Consider the following 18,233-nt stretch of genomic DNA (forward strand, 5'->3'; position numbering starts at 1 on the left):
CTGACGGCGAGCGGGGCCGGGGCTCGTCATGAGCCCGGCCCCGCGGGTCACCGTCCCGGATCAGCGGCGCAGGCTCACCACCAGCGCCCAGTAGAGCAGCGTCGCCCCCTCCTTCTGGGTCAGCGCCGGCTTGCGCCCGGCCGAGTGGGCGATCACCTCGGCGATGTACTGGGCCATGTTGCCCTTGTCGAGCGCCTTGTCGAAGCCCTTGACCGTGCCCGGCGAGGCCCCGTCGAGGTACTGGTGGGTCAGGTCCCGGAGCCACTCGATGCTTGCGTTCACCGTGTAGGTGGCGGTGACCGCCGCCGCCGGGTTGCCGGCCTTGTCCACGGCACCCGCGCAGCGCACGGTGTGCTTGCCGCTGGCCGCGGTGGCGGTCAGCGCCGCCTCGGTGGCCACGCCGGAACCCTCGTCGGTCGTCTTGCAGGAGACGCTCGGCACCGCCTTGGCGTCGTACACGCCGCCGTTCTTGATGCCGGTCACCGTGGTCACCGGTGCGGTCGCGTCGACGTTGACCGTGATCGCGCCCGCGGCGGTGTTGCCCGCCTTGTCCGCGGCGGTTCCGGTCACCTCGGTGCCGGCCCCCTGGGTGGTGACCACCTGGGCGGCGGGGCAGGTGGCGACGGTCGAGACCGTGTCCGTGCAGAGGAACGTGACGGTCGGCTCGGTGCGGAGCCAGCCGGCGCTGTTCGGCTCGCCCTCGACCTTCGGCGTGATCACCGGGGCGGTCTGGTCGACGTTGACCGTGACGGTGGCGGTGGCGGTGTTGCCGGCCTTGTCGACCACGGTGCCGGCGACCTGCTGGCCGGCGCCGTCGGCGGTGACCGGCATGTCCGCCGGGCAGTCAGCCGCGCCCGAGCCCTCATCGGTGCAGGTGAAGTGGACGGTGGGGGCGGTGTGGTGCCAGCCGTCGGCGTTGGGGTCGCCGACGACGGTCGCGGTGATCGTGGGGGCGGTGCGGTCGATGTCGAGGGTGACGGTGGCGGTGGCGGTGTTGCCGGCCTTGTCGACCACGGTGCCGGCGATCTGCTGGTCGAGACCCTCGGTGTCGACCAGGCGGTCGGCGGGGCAGGCCTCGATTCCGGAGAGCCGGTCCGAGCAGGTGTAGTGCACGGTCGGGGGCGTGCTGTACCAGCCGTCGGCGTTGGCTTCGCCGAGCACGGTCGCGGTGATTGTGGGGACGGTGCGGTCGATGTTCAGCTCGACCGTGGCGGTCGCGGTGTTGCCGGCCTTGTCGTAGGCGGTGCCGGTGATCTTCTGGCCGGCGCCGTCGACGTTGACCGTGGTGTCCGCCGGGCAGGTCGAGATCATGGAGACCGCGTCGGCGCAGGTGTAGTGGATGACCGGCGGGCTGGTGTACCAGCCGGCGGCGTTCGGCGTGCCCGCCACGGTGGCGGTGATCATCGGCGCCGTCCGGTCGACCCGGAGGGTCATCGTCGAGGTGGTGGTGTTACCGGCGCCGTCCACGGCGGTGCCGGACACGCGCAGCGCCGCGCTGTCGGTGGTCGTCTGGATGTCGGCCGGGCAGGTGGCGACGGTGCCGCCGGTGTCGGCGCAGGTGAAGTGGATGGTGACCGGCGCGCGGAACCACCCGTTGACGGCGGCCTGCGACAGCGCCGCGGTGATCGTCGGCGGGGTCCGGTCGGGGCCGGTGCCGACGACGGTCGTCGTGGTCGTCGGTGCCGCGGCTGCCTCGGCCCCCGGGTCGGTGCCGGTCGCCGGCGGGTTGCTCGGTACCGGTTCGGGCGCGGCGGTGGGCACCCAGACGGGTACGTAGCCGGTGAGGGCGCCGCTGCCACCGTTGTCGTTGTAGGCCTTGACCTCGAGCATCCAGCTCTTGGTCGCGTCCAGGGTGAGGGAGGCGGCGAGGGTCGGCGCGTCCACCCGGAGCTTGCCGGTGATCTTGTCGGGTCCGTAGCCGACCTGGTAGTAGGTGGGCGCGGGGCCGGTCTTCGGCGCCTGCCAGACGACCTCGACGATGCCGGGGGCGTCGGCCCGGCGCTGGACGATCAGGCCGGTCGGATCGGCCGGGCGGTAGCGGTCCAGCAGCGACTTCGCCGTCGAGCAGGCGCCGAACTCGTTGACCGTGGAGAGCGAGATCGTGTAGGCGCGGGTCGCGTCCACCCCGGGGAACCGGAAGGATGTCTCGGTGGAGCTCCGGTCGGCGAGCACCACGCCGTCGGAGAGCCGGGTGAAGACCACCCGGTAGGCGGTCAGCGGGGTGTAACCCATCCAGCTCGGGGGCCGCCACGTCGCGGTGGCGACCGTGCCGTCCTCTTCCCGTCCGGTGGCCATGCCCATGACGAAGCCCGGGGTCAACGAGCGCAGCGTCGTGAAGCCGGTGTTGGTGACCGCGCCGGCGGCGTCGGCGGCGCCGACCCGCATCTTGTACGAGGTGCACGCGTCGGGCGCGTCGATCGTGTATTCGGTGGTCGACGCCGGAACGTTGATCACCGTCTCGACGTCGCCGGCGACGATGTCGACGACGTAGTGATCGGTGAGGGCGTCGCCGGCCTTCCAGGTCATCCGGATCTTGTGTACGTCATCGGCGGACCGGGCCACCGACAGCCCTTTGGGGGCGGCGGGCGCCGCGGTAGCCGCGGTCGGCGTGCCGACGGCGGTCACTGCCGCGCCCAGCAGCCCGGCGGCCACCACATTCAGTACTCGCCTCAGTTCCATCCGGCCTCATCTCGGTTCGGGTGTTCGGCTCTTAGATCGGCGCGGATTCTCAAGCCGGCCTCAAGGACGGCTCCGGTCACGGTCAAGCCCGTCGGCCGCCGGGGGTTCACGCGGCGAACTCCGCCGCGACCGGGACCTGGCCGGTCCCGGTCGGCCCGCCCTCGGCGGCCTCGGCGGCCAGGGTGAACCAGACCCGCGCGCCACCGCGGAACCGCGGATCGGCGCCGATGGCACCGCCGAGGCGCTGCACGATCCGGCGGCAGATGGCCAGGCCGAGGCCGGTGCCCTCGTACGCGTCCGGGTGGGCCCGGTGCAGCTCGCCGAAGATCGCCTCGTGCTGGCCCTCCGGGATGCCGACGCCCGCGTCGGTCACCTCGACGCGTACGGCGCCGTCGCCGCCGGCCCGCGCGGACACGTGCACCCGGGGCGTCTCGCCGGGCCGTACGTACTTCAGCGCGTTGCCCAGCAGGTTCTCGAACAGGCGCCGCAGCATGCCGTGATCACCGTGGACCGCCGGGAGCGCGTCGCGGGTGATGTGTGGTGCCGGTTGCCCGCCCAGCAGCGCCGCCTCGGCGGTGCGGTCGGCCACCACGTCGTCGACCAGGGCGCCCAGGTCGATGGTCGTCATGCGCAGCGCGGCGCCGCGCACCGTCGAGTACGCGAGCACGTCGTCGATCAGCCGTGCCATCCGGTTGGCGCCCTGGGTGATCTCGGCGGCGAACTCGTCGAACTCGGCGGGCCGCGGCCAGCCGACGTCGAGGTGGGTCAGCAGCTGGGCGTATCCGGAGATGCCCATCAGCGGCGCCTTGAGGTCGTGGCTGATCTCCCAGGAGAACGTCTCGAGGTCGCGGACGGAGCGGGTCAGCTGAAGGATCGTGCGTTCCAGGTCGGCGTTGCGCCGGCGCTGGCGCTCCAGCTCGGCGTAGACGTCGTCCGCCGCGCAGTCGGTGCCGGCAGCGGTCGGCGGATCAGCGTTGTGCGGCACATTCGATCCTTTCGTCAGCGGCGAGGTAGCCCGCCATCAGCCGCATGGCACCGGCCACGGCGCTCTCGACGTCCGCGACCAGCGCGGTCAGTTCGGTTTCCGTGCTCCGGGCGGTCGCGCTGCGCTCCAGCTGGGCGCAGGCCTCGGCGAGCGGGCCGGCGCCCAGCAGCGCGCTGGACGACTTGAGCGTGTGCGCGGCGGCCCGCAACGCGTCGTGGTCGCGGTCCCGCAGGGCCTCGGCCATCGCCGCCCGGCGGAGGTCGAGCTGCCCCAGATAGGTGTTGACCGTGGTCACCACCAGCGCCCGGTCATCGAGCTGCTCCTCCAGCTCGTGCAGCTTGCTCAGGTCCACCGGATCGTCCTGGGCCGGCTCGGCGCCCGGGTCCGGCGGGTCCGCCGGCGCCGGGTCCGGGGACAGGTACGGCTCCAGCGCCGCGCGCAGCTCCGGCAGGGTGATCGGCTTGCTCAGGTGCCCGTTCATCCCGGCCTCCAGGCACCGTTCCCGGTCGCCGTGCAGGGCCGTCGCGGTCAGCGCCACGATCGGCGTGGCGGAGCCCGTCGCCCGGATCCGGCGGGTCGCCTCCAGCCCGTCGGTCCGCGGCATCTGCAGATCCATCAGCACCAGGTCGTACGGGGGTTCGCCGAGTGCGGCGTCGATCGCGGCGGAGCCGTCGGGCACGGTGTCGCACTCCACGCCCAGCAGCTGGATCATCCGGCGGAACACGGTCCGGTTGACGTCGTTGTCCTCGGCGAGCAGGACCCGGCCGCCGCCGAGCGGTGGCACCGTGACCGGCGCGCCGCGGACCCCGGTGCGTTCGTGGTTCAGCGCCGCCACCAGCCGGCCGAGCAGCAGCGGGGCGGTCAGCACGCCCGGTTTGCGCACGACGCCGGTGCGCGGATCGGTGGTGCTGATCATCAGGGACCGCCCGTTCGGGCCGAGCGCCGCGCCGACCGCGTCGGCGCGGCCGACGGCATCGGGGTCGTGCGCGTCGTCGCACCACAGCACCGTGTCCACCTCCGACGCCCGCCCGGCCACCTCGGTGAGCAGCATCGGCACCGGCTCGGCACCCGCGCCGCGCAGCAGCCAGGACAGCGCCAGCGTCGAGCGCGGCGCCGGGGCCACGACCCCGACCCGGCGCCGGTGCAGCGGGGGCTCGGGCCGCGGCGGCTGCTGCGGGGCGGCCTGCAGCGGCAGCCGGATGAGGAATTCGGCCCCCGCCCCGGGCTGGGAGCGCACGTCGATCGTCCCGCCCATGCCGGCGACCAGCCGCGCGGCCAGGGCCAGGCCGAGCCCGGCGCCCTCGTGCCGGCGCGACGCGGAGGAGTCGGCCTGCACGAACGGGGCGAAGATCCGCGTCCGGTCCGGGTCGGCGATGCCGGGCCCGGTGTCGGAGACGGTGATCAGGTACGCGTCGTCGCCGTCCGGCGCGGCGGTCACGACGACCTCGCCGGCCTCGGTGAACTTGACCGCGTTACCGACGACGGCGGTGACGACCTGGCGCAGCCGGTCGGGGTCGCCCAGCACCAGCGCGGGCAGCTCCGGGGCCGGGGCGGACAGCAGCAGGATGCTCTTCCTTCTGGCCTGCTGCTGCAACGGTTCGACGACGGACTCCAGCACCAGGCGCGGTTCCAGCGGCTCGTGCCGCACCCGCAGCTCGCCGGTTTCGAGCCGGGCCAGGTCGAGCAGGTCGTCGGCCAGGGTCTTGAGGCCGTGCATGGAGCGGTACACGCTGTCGACGATCTCGCGGGCGTCCTGCTGCATCGGCTGGGCGCGCAGCAGGTCCACGGTGGCGACCACGGTGGTGAGTGGGGTCCGGATCTCGTGGCCGAGCAGGGCCAGGAACTGCGACTTGGCCTCGGCCGCGGTGTCCGGCCCGGGGTCCGGCCCGGTGCCGCGGCCGGGCTCGGCCAGCACGGTGATGAGCCGCCGGTGCGGGCCGTAGTCGCTCGCCAGGTGCGTGACCTGGACCGTGGCGGTGGTCTCCGGCGCGCACCGACAGGGCAGCACGGCCGGCTCGGCGGTGGGGCTCATCCGCCGCACGGCGGACAGCAGCTGTTCATGGGCCGGGCAGGGACCCGCGCCGCCGGCGAGCCAGGCGCCCTCGGCCGGGAACGCGCCGCCGGCACCGGACTGGCCGGCCCAGCGCCGGTTGGCGAGCAGGACCTGGCCGTCCTGGTCGACGATCGCGGCCGGGCCGGGGATCGCCTCGACGAGCGTGTGCGTCGCTGACTGCATACGCGGGACCTTTCCGGGGAGCGGACCCGGGGGCAGGTCCGTGCTCCAGGTTCCGGGGATCCGGGTGCGGCACGGTCAGCGTTCGGATAGAGCTCGGTTGCCGAGGGCTCACCCGCCGTGCCGCCGCGCTAGGCGGTTCCGCCTCAGGCGCGGTGCAGGGAGTGGTAGCCGACCGGGGCGACGGCGGCCCGCACGACCGGGCCGCGGCGCCGGCGGCGCAGCATGCCGAGCCCGATGCCGGCGATCGCGACGACCGCGACGGACCACGGCAGCGCGTCGACCGGGCCGCGGGCGGCGGCGCGGGGCGGAACGGCGGAGATGAGCACCCGGGAGGCGCCGGAGGCGGCCCGGCCCATGACGATGATGCTCGCGCCGGACTGCCCGGCGGCGATGAGCGCCTGCGGCACGGCGACCTCGACCCGGCCGGTCGCGTCGGCGCGGACCTGCTGAATCGGCTCGCTGCCGAGCCGGATCTCCACGATCGCCTTCGGCCGGTACGCGTAGCCGCCGACCTGCAGCCGCTCGCCGCCGTCGACCCAGGTGAGCACCAGCTTGTCCATGCCGGCCTGGGTGGCCGCCGCCCCGGCCGGCGCCGGGTGCGCGAGCAGCGACGCGACGCAGAGCCCGAGGGCCATCGCGACGAGGCTGAGGAGCTTCCGGAGCGGCATGGAGAGCATTGGCATGTCCCGAGCGTGCGGCACGGCGGCCCGATCCGGAACGGACCCGAGCCAACCTTGCCCGTCGCCTGAGCCAACCTTGAGCTCAGCTCCCCGGGCGGCCGGTCGAAGGGCGAAGTGCGGGGTTTCCGCGTACAGCGACGGGCGGGGGAGGGGGCAGCTGTCATGGCCGCATCCGGCGGGCCGCAGCGGCCTTCGCGGCACCGGTGTCCCCGGATGCGGCTCGACGTGCCGGCGCTCGCCGACCGGTGCTGGCGGCCCCCGCTGTGCCTCGCCGTGCTCCTCTTCGCCGGCTGCGGGCCCGTGCACGCGTTCGGCTACACCGATGCCGTCTACTACCTCGTCCTCGTCGGGCTGGCGCTGAGCGCCGTCGCCGTACCGCTGGGACTGCTCGGGCTGCGGCACGAGCCGGAGGACCAGAGCCCGGCCTGAGCCGGTGCGCGGAGAGATCTCATGCCGGCGCTGCGGGGACCGATGGGAAGGCCACCCCCGAGAGGACCCCGCGCATGACAGCGACCATCCCCACGCGGGTCCGGACGGACGCACCGGCCCGGCCCGGCACCCACCGGGCGCTCAACGCGCTGCGCGCCGCGGCGGCCCTGCTCGTGGTCGTCTACCACCTGCGTACGCTGCTCTTCGTCGACGCGGCCGAGGCGGGCGACGGCGCCCTGACCCGGGCCCTGTACGTCGTGACCGGGCTGGGCCCGGCGGCCGTGCTGGTGTTCTTCGTGCTCAGCGGCTACTGGGTGGGCGGCAGCGTGCTCGCCGCGTTCCGGCAGGACCGGTTCCGCTGGGCGGGCTACGCCACCGCCCGCCTCAGCCGGCTGTGGATCGTGCTCGTCCCCGCCGTGGTGCTCACGGCCGTCCTGGACCACCTCGGTCTTGCGCTGCTCGGGCACACCTCGATCTACCTCGGCGACCCGGCCTACCACCACACCGTGCCGGCAGCGGACCTGGCCGGGCGGCTGGACCCGCTGACCGCCCTGGGCAACGCCGGCTTCCTGCAGACGATCGCCGTGCCCACCTACGGCACGAACGCCTCGCTGTGGTCACTGACCTACGAGGCGGCCTTCTACGCGATCTTCCCGCTGGCGCTCTACGCGTGGCAGGGCCGCGGCGGCGCACCGGCGCGGATCCTCAACGCGGTGCTGCTGCTCGCCGTGTGCGCCCTGGTGGGGCCGCCCGTGCTGATGTACCTGCCGGTGTGGCTGATGGGCGCCGGGGTCGCGCTGGTCCGGCACCGGATCGCCGCCCGGCTGGTGGCGCTCCGCCCGCTCGCGCTGGCCCTCGCCCGTGCGGCAGCGACGGTGGCGCTGCTGGCCGCGCTGTGGGCCACCCAGACCCGCTACTCCGGGCTCAACGTGCTGCTGCTCGCGGGCGCCACCACGGTCCTGCTCGCCCTGCTGGTGGAGGACCTGCACTGGACCGGCCCGCCCGGCCGGGTCCTCGACGCCCTGTCCCGGTACGCGGAGTCGTCGTACTCGCTGTACGCGGTCCACCTGCCGATCGCCGCGCTGATCGCGGCGCTGCTGGCGCCGCAGGCCGCGCACCGGTGGGCGCCCTCGCCCGCGCACTGGCTGGCCCTGGTGGCGCTCAGCGCGGTGCTGGCCGGCGTCGGCTGGCTGTTCGCCCAGGCCACCGAGCGGCACACCGGGCGCCTGCGGGCGCTGCTCGATCGCGTGATCCGGGCCGCCGCCCGGCGCCCCCGGGCCTGAGCTCCCTCTCAGGGCGGCGCCGCCCCGGCCGAACAGCCTGGGGAAGGCGCGCGACGGCCGGGCCGGGAGGGGGCGGGGGTGCGACGCGTCTTCAGCCGGGCCGGCTGGCTCGCCGCCCGGCCGTACCTGATCGTGTTCGCGCTGTCGTCGCTGATCGTCAGCCGCTGGTTCCGCACCGGCACGTTCATCGCCGCCGGCGACATGGGCGCGTTCATCCGTCGCGGCTGGGCCCCCGAGGTCACCTGGTCGTGGAACCACCAGATCACCGGCGCGGGCTCCGCCGGGTACACCATCGTGCGCGCGTTCGAGTTCATCCTGATCTGGTGCTGCCGGGCGGTCGGGCTCACCGAGTATTCGGCGCAGTGGCTGTTCTACACCTGCATCTACGGGCTCGTCGGCTTCGGCATCGCGTACCTCGCCGGCGCGTTCGTCCGCAGCGAGGCCGGTATCGTCGCGGCCGGCGCCTTCGGCCTGCTGAACGGCTTCTTCCTGACCCGGCTGCCGAACCCGCTGAACGTCATCTCGGTCGGCGCGGTCGCCTTCATCACCGGGGTCGCGATGCGGGTCGCGCTGGGCCGCCGGGTGCCCACCCCGATCGCCGGGTTCGCGCTCATGCCCACCTCCTTCCTCGGCTTCAACCCGCCGATGCTGGTCGTCGCGTACGCCTGGGCGGTGGCCGGCACGCCGCTGCTCGCCGCCCTGGTCGTCGGTAGACGGGGAGCGGCGCGCCTGCTGTGGTGGTTCGTCCGCGCCACGCCCTGGGCGATCGGGCTCAACGCGTGGTGGCTGGTCCCGCTCGCGCAGGGCTTCACCGGCGGCGGCGGCGCGACCGCGAACGCCTCGTTCACCGACCCGACCAACTGGTCCTGGTCGCAGGTGAACAACCTGCCGCCCAACATCCTGACGATGGTCGCCAACTGGGCCTGGTTCCGCCCGCAGTACCTGCCCTTCGCCGACGAGCTGGACCGGCCGTGGTGGATCTGGATCCGCTACCTGCTGCCGGCGCTGGTCTTCCTGGCGCCGCTGCTCGCGCCGCGCCGGCTGCGCCGGCTCGCCTTCGGCCTGCTCGCGCTGGTCCTGGTGTTCGTCTTCCTCGCCAAGGGGCTGCGCCCGCCGCTGAACTCGATCAACATGTTCCTCTACCTGCACGCGCCCGGCTTCTGGCTGTTCCGCGAGCCGATGAGCAAGCTCGGGCAGCTGCTGGTCTCCTTCTTCGGGGTGCTGCTCGCCATCGGCGTCGAGGGGATGCTGCAGCGGCTGCGCGCCGGGCGCCGGACGGGTCTGCCCGGCTGGCCCCGGCGCCTGGCCCACGTCGGCGCCGCTGTGCCGCTGCTGCTGGTGCTCGCCTACCCGTTCCCGCTCTACACCGGCGGGGTGATGCCCGACGAGCGGCCGACCCAGCCCTCCACCCACGTGCGCGTGCCGCAGGAGTGGTGGGACGTGGCGGCGCGCATCGACGCCGACCCGCGCCCGGGCAAGGTCCTGGTGCTGCCCCTGGACGACTACTACCAGATGCCCACGACCTGGGGTTTCTTCGGCGTGGACAGCATCGCCAACCTGCTCATCGAGCATCCGGTGGTGCAGCGCAAGCCGGACGGTTACTTCGGCGACGTGCCGGGTTTCAACGCCGACGTGCAGGCCGTGGAGACCGCGCTGCTCTCCGGTGACCTGGCCCCGGTGCCGGGGCTGCTGCACGCGCTCGGGGTCAGCAGCGTGATCATCCGGCACGATCTGGTGCGGGGACTGCCGAACCGGTACTTCGCCGACGACCGGGTGCTCTCCGCGGCGATGGCCCGGGTCGACGGCGCCCGGCTCGACCTGGACGGGACCCTGCAGCTGTGGAGGTTCTCCGGCGGCACCAGCCCGACCGTGCGCACCTACGACCGGGTCCTGGACGCGCCGGCCCGCCCGGAGGCGGGCGCCGCGGTGCTGGGCACCGTCGACACCCGTACGGCGATCGCCGCGCGCGTCGACACCACCCCGGCCGCCACCAGCCCGCAGGTCGACGACACCGCCGCGGTCACGCCGGACATCGTGCACTGGCCGGTGCCCGCCGTCGACGCGGGCTCGCCGACCACCACCGTCGACGTCGCCGCGGGCCGCTACACGCTCGCCCAGCGGGCCCGCGCGGCCGCGGTCCTCGTGCCGCGGGTCGACGCCGCCGGGCGCCGCCTGCTGCTGCGGGACCCGACGGTGGTCAAGGTCGACGGTGCGGCGGTCTCCACCCGGCCCGCGCTGTCCGTGCCGCTGCCCGCCGGCCGGGAGATCCTGGCCGTCCGGGCGGGCACCCGCACGGTTTCGCTGGACGGGTGGGGCCACCCCGACGGCACCCCGAGGGCCCTGCCGATCGGTTCGGCAACCGAGCTCACGCTCTACGCCGCCGCCGCCCGCCCGGTCGACACCACCGGGTACTTCCCCGTCTTCGACTGCAACAACTACGAGCCGCGGCCGTGGTCGGCACTGGGACTCTCCGCCTCCTTCACCGACACCCCCGCGGGCCGGACCGTGCGGCTGAGCGCAGCCGATCACGCCGCCTGCACCAAGGTCGTGGTCCGCGGCGCCGAGGCCGGCCAGACCTACCGGGTACGGCTGCAGTACCGGCACGTCACCGGCGCCCGCCCGCAGATCTGCATCTGGCAGGCCGGGGCCACCGGGTGCGAGCTGGCCGCCCGGCCCGTGCTCGACCAGGACTGGGCCTCGTACGAGCGCCTCGTCACCCTGGACGGCCTCGCGGACGAGCTGCAGGTCATCCTGCACGCGGACGTCGGCGAGCGGCTCAGCCCCAAGACGGTCACCGAGTACCGCGGGCTGCGGATCGACGCCCTGGAGGCGGTGGGCACCAGCGTCATCTGGCCGCCCGCCGTACCGAGCGTCACGGTGGACCTCACCGCCGGCGAGCACGAACTGCGCGTCGACGGCGGCCTCGCCGGGTCGGTGCTGCAGCCGTTCGAGCCGCTGGAGGACTGCTTCCGGTACGACGACCAGACCGCCGGCCAGGCCGGGCTCGCCGCCGAGTCGCAGATCGGCACCGACGGCGAGACCACGTACACGCTCAAGGCGGTGCGGCACCTCGCCTGCATCGGCGCCCCGGCCGTCGACGTCGGCGCGTCCTCGCTCTACGAGCTGTCGCTGCAGGCGCGCAGCGTCGCCCTGCGCAACCCCAAGTTCTGCCTCTACCTGCGCGGGCCGGACCGGTGCCGCACCCTGCCGTCGGTGGCGGTGTACGACGGCTGGACCTCCTACGAGACGCTGCTGCCGCCCGACCCGACCGCCGTGGAGACCCGGCTCTACCTGTACGGCCTGCGCGACCTCAAGGGCCAGCAACAGTCCCAGGTGGAGTATCGCGGGGTGCGGCTGCGCCCGCTCGCGACGCCGTCCGCGATCGTCATGGTGCGTCAGCAGGAGCCCGGCGCCGCCGCCACGGCGGACTGGCAGCGGCACAACCCGGCGCAGTTCGCCGCCACCATCACCGCGACCGGGCCGACCACCGTCGCCCTGGCCGAGAACGCCGCACCGGGCTGGCTGCTCACCGGCGTCGAGGGTGCCCGCAAGGTCACGCTGCAGGGCTGGATGAGCGGCTGGGCGCTGCCGGAGGGCGGGACCGTGACGCTGCGGTACACCCCCGCGCGGATCTCCCGCTACGCGCTCTACCTGCTGCCGGTCGCGGTCCTGGCCGCGCTGGTCTTCATGTACGCGGTCCGGCTGCCGCCCGGCCGCCCGGGAATCTGGTCGCGGCGGCACCGGCGGCGCTCGCGGGCCGAGCTGATCTGGGCTCGTCGCCCGCCCCTGAGCCGCCTGGTGCGCCACCTGCTGCGCCAGCTGCCGCGCGGGAGACGGGCATGACCCGCCGCCGGATGCTGAGCGGCGTCGCGCTGCTCCTGGTGCTGGTGCTGGTCGCCCTGTGGCTGCTGAGCCGCTGCTCGACGGGACCGGAGACGGTCCGGGTCGCCGCCGTCGGCGACATGGCGTGCGACCCGGACGACCCCGACTTTCGCAACGACACGAAGGCCAGCGGCGATCACTGCCGGCACCGGGACGTGTCGAGTCTCGCCGTGGCGATGCGTCCGGACGTCCTGCTCGGGCTCGGCGACTACCAGTACGAGCTGCCGACCACCGCCGCGTACCAGGGCGTCTACCACCCGTCGTACGGGCGGCTGCTGGATCGCACGGTCCCGGTGTTCGGCAACCAGGAGTACAAGGTGCAGGACGCGAACACGTTCACCGCCTACTTCGGCGACCGGATCCGGGACCCGAGGGGCTACTGGTCGCAGGAGATCGGCCGGTGGCACCTGGTCGTGCTGAACTCGAACTGCTCCGCCGTGGCGGGCGGCTGCGGCACCGGTTCGCCGCAGCAGACCTGGCTCGCCGAGGACCTGTCGGACAACGACCGCCGGTGCGTCATCGCCGCCTGGCATCATCCGCGCTGGTCGAGCGGGCTCGCCGGAGCGGACTCCCGCACCGCCGACCTGTTTCGCACCCTCTACGACCACCGGGTCGAGCTGGTGCTCTCCGGCCACGAGGCGGACTACGAGCGGTTCGGGCCGCTGAACCCGGACGGCGAGGCCGACCCCCGGGGCGTACGGCAGTACGTGGTCGGCACCGGCGGCCAGGCGCACTACCGGCCGGCCGCGGCGGCCCCGGCCGGCCGGCCGGTCAGCGAGTTCGCCGACTACGACCACCACGGTGTGCTGCAGCTCGACCTGGCGCCCGACTCCTGGTCCTGGCGGTTCCACGCGCTCGAGGCGGACCCGCCCGTGGCGGACCAGGGCCGGGCGTCGTGCCACTGAGGCTCAGCGCACGTGGGCGTACGCCGTGGTCTCGTACGCCTCGGCGGTGACGGCTGCGGCCCGGTCCCACCCCAGCCGCTCGACGACCGAGCGCACCCCGGCCCGGGCGTACCGGCGCCAGGTGATCTCGTCGCCGAGCACGGTGACCAGCGCGTCGGCGAGGGCCGCCGGCCGGGCCGGGGGCACGGCGAGCCCGGTGACGCCGGGTTGCAGGACGGCGCGGACGCAGGCGACGTCGGTGGCGACGACCGGCAGCCCGACGCTCATCGCCTCGACCACCGCCATGGCCGGCGGGGAGGTGGTGTAGTCGAACTTGAACGGCCAGGCGCCCACCTGCGCGGCGGCCAGTTCGGCGAGCAGGTCGGTGACGGGCTCGGTGACGACCTCCACGGCCTCGGCCGTGCCGGCGCGGGCCAGGATCGCCGGCAGCTCCGGGCGCGGGATCAGCAGCAGCCGCAGCCGTGCCCCCGGGATCCGCGCGCGGACCAGCGGGAACGCGGCGAGCAGCGTGTCGAGCCCACGGACGTTCTCGGCCCGGCCGGCGAACACGATGACCGGCCGCTCGGCGTCGAAGCGGGCCCGGCGCTCGTCGGCCGGGGCGCCGGACGGCAGCCGGTGGACGGTGAGGCCCGGCCGCCCGCCGAGGCGCCGCAGGACCCGGGGGTCCGGGGGTCAGCACGGTGGTGACCCCGGCCCGGCGCAGCGCGGCGGTGGCCAGCGCCGTCGGCAGCAACGTGGTCAGCGCCACCCGGGCCCGCAGGACGTTGGAGGCCCGCATCTCGGCCAGCGTCGCGCGCCGCCAGGTCGCGGGGCCCGGCACGGTCGGCCAGGCATAGGCGGTCAACACCGTCCGGTACGGGCGCAGCACCGGCATCGCCGCCTGCACCGGACCCAGCGCCCCGGCGTGCAGGTGCACCACGTCGGGGCGGATCCGGGCGAGCACCCCGGCCAGGTCCGCGGTGCGCCCGAGCGGGAAGGTCGCGACGGCCCCGCCGAGCTCGTGCACGCCGGCGAACGGGGTCGTGCCGTCGTGGGCGTGCGCGGTCACCAGATGGTGCTCACCGTCGACCCGCGCGGCGGTCTCCGCGACCGTGCGGCCCATCGCCTCATGGGCCGAATACTCCGCGATGAGGTGCACGATCCTCCGGCCGCCGGTCATGGGGTGCGGGCGCCGGCGGTGACCCGGCTGTCGCGGATGCCGAACGCGAGACCGGCGGCCTCGGTCAGCTTCAGGGTGGCGAGCCCGGCGGTCAGCACCGGGTGCCGCAGCAGCCGGGTGGGCTGGCGCAGCAGGGCGGTCCGGGCGAACTTGCTCCCGCTGGTATCGGCATTCATGCGTACATACTGGTCGATCCAGCGGCCGTAGTAGCGCTTCTTGGCGAAGGTCGCCCGCAACCGGATCTGCCCCTCGTCGTGCCAGATCCACGCCGGGACCCGCCCGATGGTGGCCACCGGGCGGGTCCGGTCGGCCAGGTCCCAGTCCTCGGCCGCGGTCAGGTCCTCGTTCCACCCGCCGATCCGCTCGATGAGCTCCCGGCGGTAGGCCCGCGGCGACTCGACCGCCGGATCGCCGACGTACAGCAGCTTCTCCAGCTCCCGGCAGCGGGCCAGGAAGCCCACCCCGAACGAGCGCTCCGGGATGATCAGCGCGCCGGTGCCCGGCTCGGCGGTGAACCGCTCGTCGATGCTGGCCGCGACGTGCGGCTCCAGCACCATGTCGGAGTCGATGAACACCACGACGTCGCCGGTGCTGCGGTGGGTGCCGTGGTTGCGCTGCGCGCTGCGTTCCGGGCCCCACTGCAGGACCTGGTCGGCGTGCCGTCCGGCGATCTCCACGGTGCCGTCGGTGGAACCGTTGTCGACCACCAGCACCTCCACGTCGGCGTGCGTCTGCCCGCGCAGCGAGGCGAGGCAGGCGTCGAGGGTGCGGGCCGAGTTCCTGGTCGGCACCACAAAGCTGATCTTCATGGGTCTCTCCTGGGGGTATCGGGTGGGCGGGTTACGCCGCGGTGGCAAGTCCCTGGTCTGCGGCCGGCTCGCGAACGCCCCCGGGAACCCGGGCGTGCCGCTGGATCGCCGTCAACACGGTGTCCGCGACCTCGTCCCAGGGCCGCGCGCCGCCGTACGGCAGGGCGCTGCCGGGCTGCCGGAGCCAGCCGGGCAGCAGCTCGCACAGCCACCGTGCCAGCGCCTCCGGGTGCGGCGGCACCACGACACCGCCGGCCGCCCGGGTCGAGTCGCGCAGGCCCGGCACGTCGTAGGCGATCGTCGGGGTGCCCAGGGCGGCGGCCTCGGTGACCACCAGGCCCCAGCCCTCCCGCACGCTGCTGGCCAGGTGCACGTGCGCGCGGGCCATCCGGTCGTGCTTGACCCGCTCGTCGACCCGGCCCAGGAATTCCACCCCGGCCGGGTTGCGCTCGCGCAGCCGGGCCAGCAGCGGACCGCCGCCGATCATCCACAGCCGCAGGTCGGGGAACTCCCGGCGGCTCAGCTGCACGGCCCGCACCACGTCGCCGGGGCGCTTGTAGCTCACCATCCGGCCGCAGAACACGACCGTGGGCCGCTCTTCCTTGTCCACCACCGGCCGCGCCGCCGGTGGTTCGTAGCCCTCCGGCACCACCGTGACGTCGCGGGCCCCGAAACGGGCGAGCGCGTCGCGCGTCGAGTCCGAGACCGCCAGGATCGGCGCGCCGCCGAGCCGGCGCAGCCACTGCGGCTCCAGCAGGTGCCGGCCGAGCTGGGCGGCCAGCGGCGGCACGTGGTGCGGCCAGATGTCCTCGCAGGTCTGATGGACCAGGGCGATCGTGCGCGCGCCGTCGTCGACCCACTCGTGGGCCAGGAACGGCACGGTGTTGGTCTCGTCGACCACCACGTCGAACCGGCCGCGTCCCCAGCGCTGCCACCAGCGCCGGGCCTCGCGGTAGACGGTGAACCGGCTGCCGGCGCGCACGACCCGGTAGCCGTCGACGATCTCGGTGGCGGGCCGGCCCGCGACGGCGGCGGCGAACAGCGTCACCTGGTGGCCCGCCGCGGCCCAGCGCCGCAGCACCTGCTCGGTGTAGACCTCCGCGCCGCCGGCGGCCGGATGGCGCAGATCGCGCCAGTTCAGGACGAGGATGCGCATGCACGGCCTCCGGAGCTCAGGCCGCGGTCGCGGCACTAGGGGATTCTTCGACGCTGTCCGCGCCGAGTTGAGTACTCGTACGGGCCCAGACGCGGCCCTCCAGCAGGAGCATCAGCAGCAGGGTCGGGACCAGGGCGGCGGCCGAGCAGAGGGCGATCTGCAGGGCCGAGGCGTGCCAGGTCTCGATCAGTGCCACCTCCAGCCCGGCGCCGAGCCACGGGACCAGCAGGGTGCGTGCCCGGCGGGCCAGGGCCGCATACGTCAGGACCGTCACCAGCGAGGTCAGGGCCGCCACGCTCACCAGGGTGCGCACCAGGGCGCCGGCATCGGCGTACCCGTCGCCGTAGAGCACCCGCAGCACCAGCGCCGGCAGCGCGACGATGACCGCCGCGCCGAGCAGGGCCGGCCCGGCGACGGCCAGGCCGCCGGCGGCCAGCACCCGGGCCCGGCCGGGGCGGCGCCAGCCGGCCAGCAGCCGGGGGAAGACCGCCGCCATGATGCCGGCGGGTATCGCCAGCACCGTCTTGGCCACCGTCGCGGCCGCGATGTAGGCGCCCGAACTGCCGTCACGCAGGTGATGGCGGGCCATCAGCAGGTCGACGGTGGAGAACAGGAACAGCCCGGTGACCGCGATCCCGGCGTGCGCGACCGCGCCCAGCCGCAGCGCCCCGGGCGTGCCGGTGCCGTCCGGGTGGCGCAGCGGCCGGGCGGCCACCAGCAGCGCCGCGAGTTCGGCGGCCACGGTGGCCGCCAGGGCGCCGGCCACGCCGAACGGCACGGTCAGGGCCAGCCCCAGCACCAGCCGGACGGCTGTCGCGACGAAGTAGGTCACCGCGACCGTCCCGATCCGCCGGGCGCCGAGCAGCAGCCCGCGTGCCGCCGCGACCACCGCCGCGATGATCAGGTACGGGGCCAGCTGCACCGCCTCGGCCAGGCCGGCCAGGTGGAAGTAGTCGCGCAGCAGGGGCGCGCAGGCCAGCACGGCGAGCGCGGGCCCGACCGACCAGCAGGCGACCAGGCGCAGGGTGCGACGGGCGGACGCGCGGCTCAGGCCGTGCTCGGCCACCAGCGCCGACGCGGCGGTCTGCACGGCGCCCAGGGGCACACCGAGCATCAACATCGCGGCGAGCACGGTGCCCAGCGCCCCGTACGCGTCGGCGTCGAGCCGGCGGCCGACCGCCGCGTGGAAGACGAGGTTGCCCGCGCTCTGCACGGCCACCGCCACGGCGATGGGCAGCGCGCCACGGGTCAGCAGGCCGGGCAGCCGGCCGGGGTCGAGTCTCACCCCGCCCCTATCGACGGCTCCGGGCGCGAGCTGTCCGTTTCCACCTCGCGGGATCCGGATACCGCCTGCGCACAACTCCCGATCGGCCCATAATCGGAAGGAAATGAACGATTACCGGCATTCACCTCCGAATCGCCCCGCGACGCTGCCGGCCGCACCCGACCGCCGGCGGGTGCTGGACGTCGTGACCGCGGCCCTCGACGCCACCGGCGAGCGCTGGGCCTGGCAGGGCGCGGCCGATGCGCCGGACCGGTGGGTCGCCGACTCCGGTCCCAAGGACCTCGACATCTGGTTCGCCGACCCGCTGACCGGCGCCGACGCCGTGGAGGCGATCGGCCGCAGCCTCGACTGCGCCCGGGTCGCGGACGCGGATGATCCGCGCCGGCTCCGGCATGTCAGCCTGGCCGTTCGCACCGAGACCGGCCTCGCCGTCGTCGACATCACCCACGGCGACCTCTTCGTCGGCCCGGTGCTGCTGATCCCCGCCCCGCAGATCCTCATCGATCCGGGCAGCCATCGCCTCACCGGCGCCGCCGCGGTGGCCGACCTGCTGATCCGCCCGGTCCTGCGCGGGCGCCTGCCGGACCGGCCGCGGCTCGACGCGGCCCGCGCCGCCTGGGCCTCGGCCGACCCGGACCACCGGGCGGCGCTGGCCCGGCGGCTCACCGCGCAACTGGGCGGGTGGGTCGCGGGTGAGCTGATCGCGGTCGCCGGCGGTGCGGCACCCGGGGCCGGCCTGCCCCGG

13 protein-coding genes and 1 pseudogene are annotated in these 18,233 nt (G+C 74.7%); 6 read left to right on the plus strand and 8 right to left on the minus strand.

The annotated features are described in order from the left end of the window. Positions 1–60 precede the first annotated feature (60 nt). The 4 genes from DMB66_RS53780 to DMB66_RS53795 form a co-directional block, all read right to left on the minus strand. A complete protein-coding gene (locus DMB66_RS53780) occupies positions 61–2,679 on the minus strand; it encodes a fibronectin type III domain-containing protein (RefSeq protein ID WP_125811793.1) in 2,619 nt (872 codons plus the stop codon). 106 nt (positions 2,680–2,785) lie between these two features. Beyond that, the gene (locus DMB66_RS53785) at positions 2,786–3,664 is read right to left on the minus strand and encodes an ATP-binding protein (RefSeq protein ID WP_125811794.1); all 879 of its coding nucleotides are present in this window, start codon (positions 3,662–3,664) and stop codon (positions 2,786–2,788) included. Further along, complete coding sequence (locus DMB66_RS53790) at positions 3,648–5,900, minus strand: ATP-binding protein (RefSeq protein ID WP_125811795.1); 2,253 nt, start codon at positions 5,898–5,900, stop codon at positions 3,648–3,650. The genes DMB66_RS53785 and DMB66_RS53790 overlap by 17 nt, the downstream gene beginning before the upstream one ends. A 143-nt stretch (positions 5,901–6,043) precedes the next feature. Continuing rightward, positions 6,044–6,583 carry a hypothetical protein gene (locus tag DMB66_RS53795; RefSeq protein WP_125811796.1) on the minus strand — a complete coding sequence of 180 codons (540 nt, stop codon included), beginning with the start codon at positions 6,581–6,583 and terminating at the stop codon, positions 6,044–6,046. A gap of 210 nt (positions 6,584–6,793) precedes the next feature. On the opposite strand from DMB66_RS53795, the gene DMB66_RS53800 reads away from it, so the two are divergent. From DMB66_RS53800 to DMB66_RS53815, 4 genes are all read left to right on the plus strand, one after another. Continuing rightward, complete coding sequence (locus tag DMB66_RS53800) at positions 6,794–7,009, plus strand: hypothetical protein (RefSeq protein ID WP_125811797.1); 216 nt, start codon at positions 6,794–6,796, stop codon at positions 7,007–7,009. Between the two features lie 74 nt (positions 7,010–7,083). After that, a complete protein-coding gene (locus DMB66_RS53805; protein WP_125811798.1) occupies positions 7,084–8,292 on the plus strand; it encodes an acyltransferase in 1,209 nt (402 codons plus the stop codon). Between the two features lie 78 nt (positions 8,293–8,370). Then, positions 8,371–12,135: a hypothetical protein gene (locus tag DMB66_RS53810; protein WP_233625496.1), complete on the plus strand. Its 3,765-nt coding sequence runs from the start codon at positions 8,371–8,373 to the stop codon at positions 12,133–12,135. Further along, positions 12,132–13,079, plus strand: coding sequence for a metallophosphoesterase (locus DMB66_RS53815; RefSeq protein ID WP_233625497.1), 948 nt, complete (start codon positions 12,132–12,134; stop codon positions 13,077–13,079). Before DMB66_RS53810 ends, DMB66_RS53815 begins: the two co-directional genes overlap by 4 nt. Before the next feature lie 3 nt (positions 13,080–13,082). Here the strand turns inward: DMB66_RS53815 and DMB66_RS64925 are convergent, their stop codons facing one another. Next, complete coding sequence (locus DMB66_RS64925) at positions 13,083–13,628, minus strand: glycosyltransferase family 4 protein (protein WP_233625498.1); 546 nt, start codon at positions 13,626–13,628, stop codon at positions 13,083–13,085. A 131-nt stretch (positions 13,629–13,759) separates the two neighbouring features. On the opposite strand from DMB66_RS64925, the gene DMB66_RS64930 reads away from it, so the two are divergent. Continuing rightward, the gene (locus DMB66_RS64930; protein WP_233625499.1) at positions 13,760–13,915 is read left to right on the plus strand and encodes a hypothetical protein; all 156 of its coding nucleotides are present in this window, start codon (positions 13,760–13,762) and stop codon (positions 13,913–13,915) included. A 319-nt stretch (positions 13,916–14,234) separates the two neighbouring features. Here DMB66_RS64930 and DMB66_RS53825 read toward each other — a convergent pair whose 3' ends face one another. Genes DMB66_RS53825 through DMB66_RS53835 form a run of 3 tightly spaced genes read right to left on the minus strand, consistent with a single transcriptional unit; the run spans position 14,235 to position 17,488 of the window. Then, positions 14,235–15,047: a glycosyltransferase family A protein gene (locus tag DMB66_RS53825; protein ID WP_125811799.1), complete on the minus strand. Its 813-nt coding sequence runs from the start codon at positions 15,045–15,047 to the stop codon at positions 14,235–14,237. Positions 15,048–15,078: 31 nt separating this feature from the next. Further along, positions 15,079–16,203 carry a glycosyltransferase family 4 protein gene (locus tag DMB66_RS53830; protein WP_125811800.1) on the minus strand — a complete coding sequence of 375 codons (1,125 nt, stop codon included), beginning with the start codon at positions 16,201–16,203 and terminating at the stop codon, positions 15,079–15,081. Between the two features lie 16 nt (positions 16,204–16,219). Next, complete coding sequence (locus DMB66_RS53835) at positions 16,220–17,488, minus strand: lipopolysaccharide biosynthesis protein (protein WP_199753179.1); 1,269 nt, start codon at positions 17,486–17,488, stop codon at positions 16,220–16,222. 103 nt (positions 17,489–17,591) lie between these two features. Between DMB66_RS53835 and DMB66_RS53840 the strand changes: the two are divergent. Further along, a pseudogene (locus tag DMB66_RS53840) lies at positions 17,592–18,233 on the plus strand (thymidylate kinase); the annotation flags it as partial.

It is taken from the genome of Actinoplanes sp. ATCC 53533, assembly GCF_003947245.1.

What these genes read in the sequence shown, in the direction of transcription:
- DMB66_RS53795 (WP_125811796.1), bottom strand. Translation starts at nt 6,583, where the DNA reads ATGCCAATGCTCTCCATGCCGCTCCGGAAGCTCCTCAGCCTCGTCGCG.
- DMB66_RS53830 (WP_125811800.1), bottom strand. Translation starts at nt 16,203, where the DNA reads ATGCGCATCCTCGTCCTGAACTGGCGCGATCTGCGCCATCCGGCCGCC.
- DMB66_RS53780 (WP_125811793.1), bottom strand. Translation starts at nt 2,679, where the DNA reads ATGGAACTGAGGCGAGTACTGAATGTGGTGGCCGCCGGGCTGCTGGGC.
- DMB66_RS53825 (WP_125811799.1), bottom strand. Translation starts at nt 15,047, where the DNA reads ATGAAGATCAGCTTTGTGGTGCCGACCAGGAACTCGGCCCGCACCCTC.
- DMB66_RS53790 (WP_125811795.1), bottom strand. Translation starts at nt 5,900, where the DNA reads ATGCAGTCAGCGACGCACACGCTCGTCGAGGCGATCCCCGGCCCGGCC.
- DMB66_RS53805 (WP_125811798.1), top strand. Translation starts at nt 7,084, where the DNA reads ATGACAGCGACCATCCCCACGCGGGTCCGGACGGACGCACCGGCCCGG.
- DMB66_RS53815 (WP_233625497.1), top strand. Translation starts at nt 12,132, where the DNA reads ATGACCCGCCGCCGGATGCTGAGCGGCGTCGCGCTGCTCCTGGTGCTG.
- DMB66_RS53800 (WP_125811797.1), top strand. Translation starts at nt 6,794, where the DNA reads ATGCGGCTCGACGTGCCGGCGCTCGCCGACCGGTGCTGGCGGCCCCCG.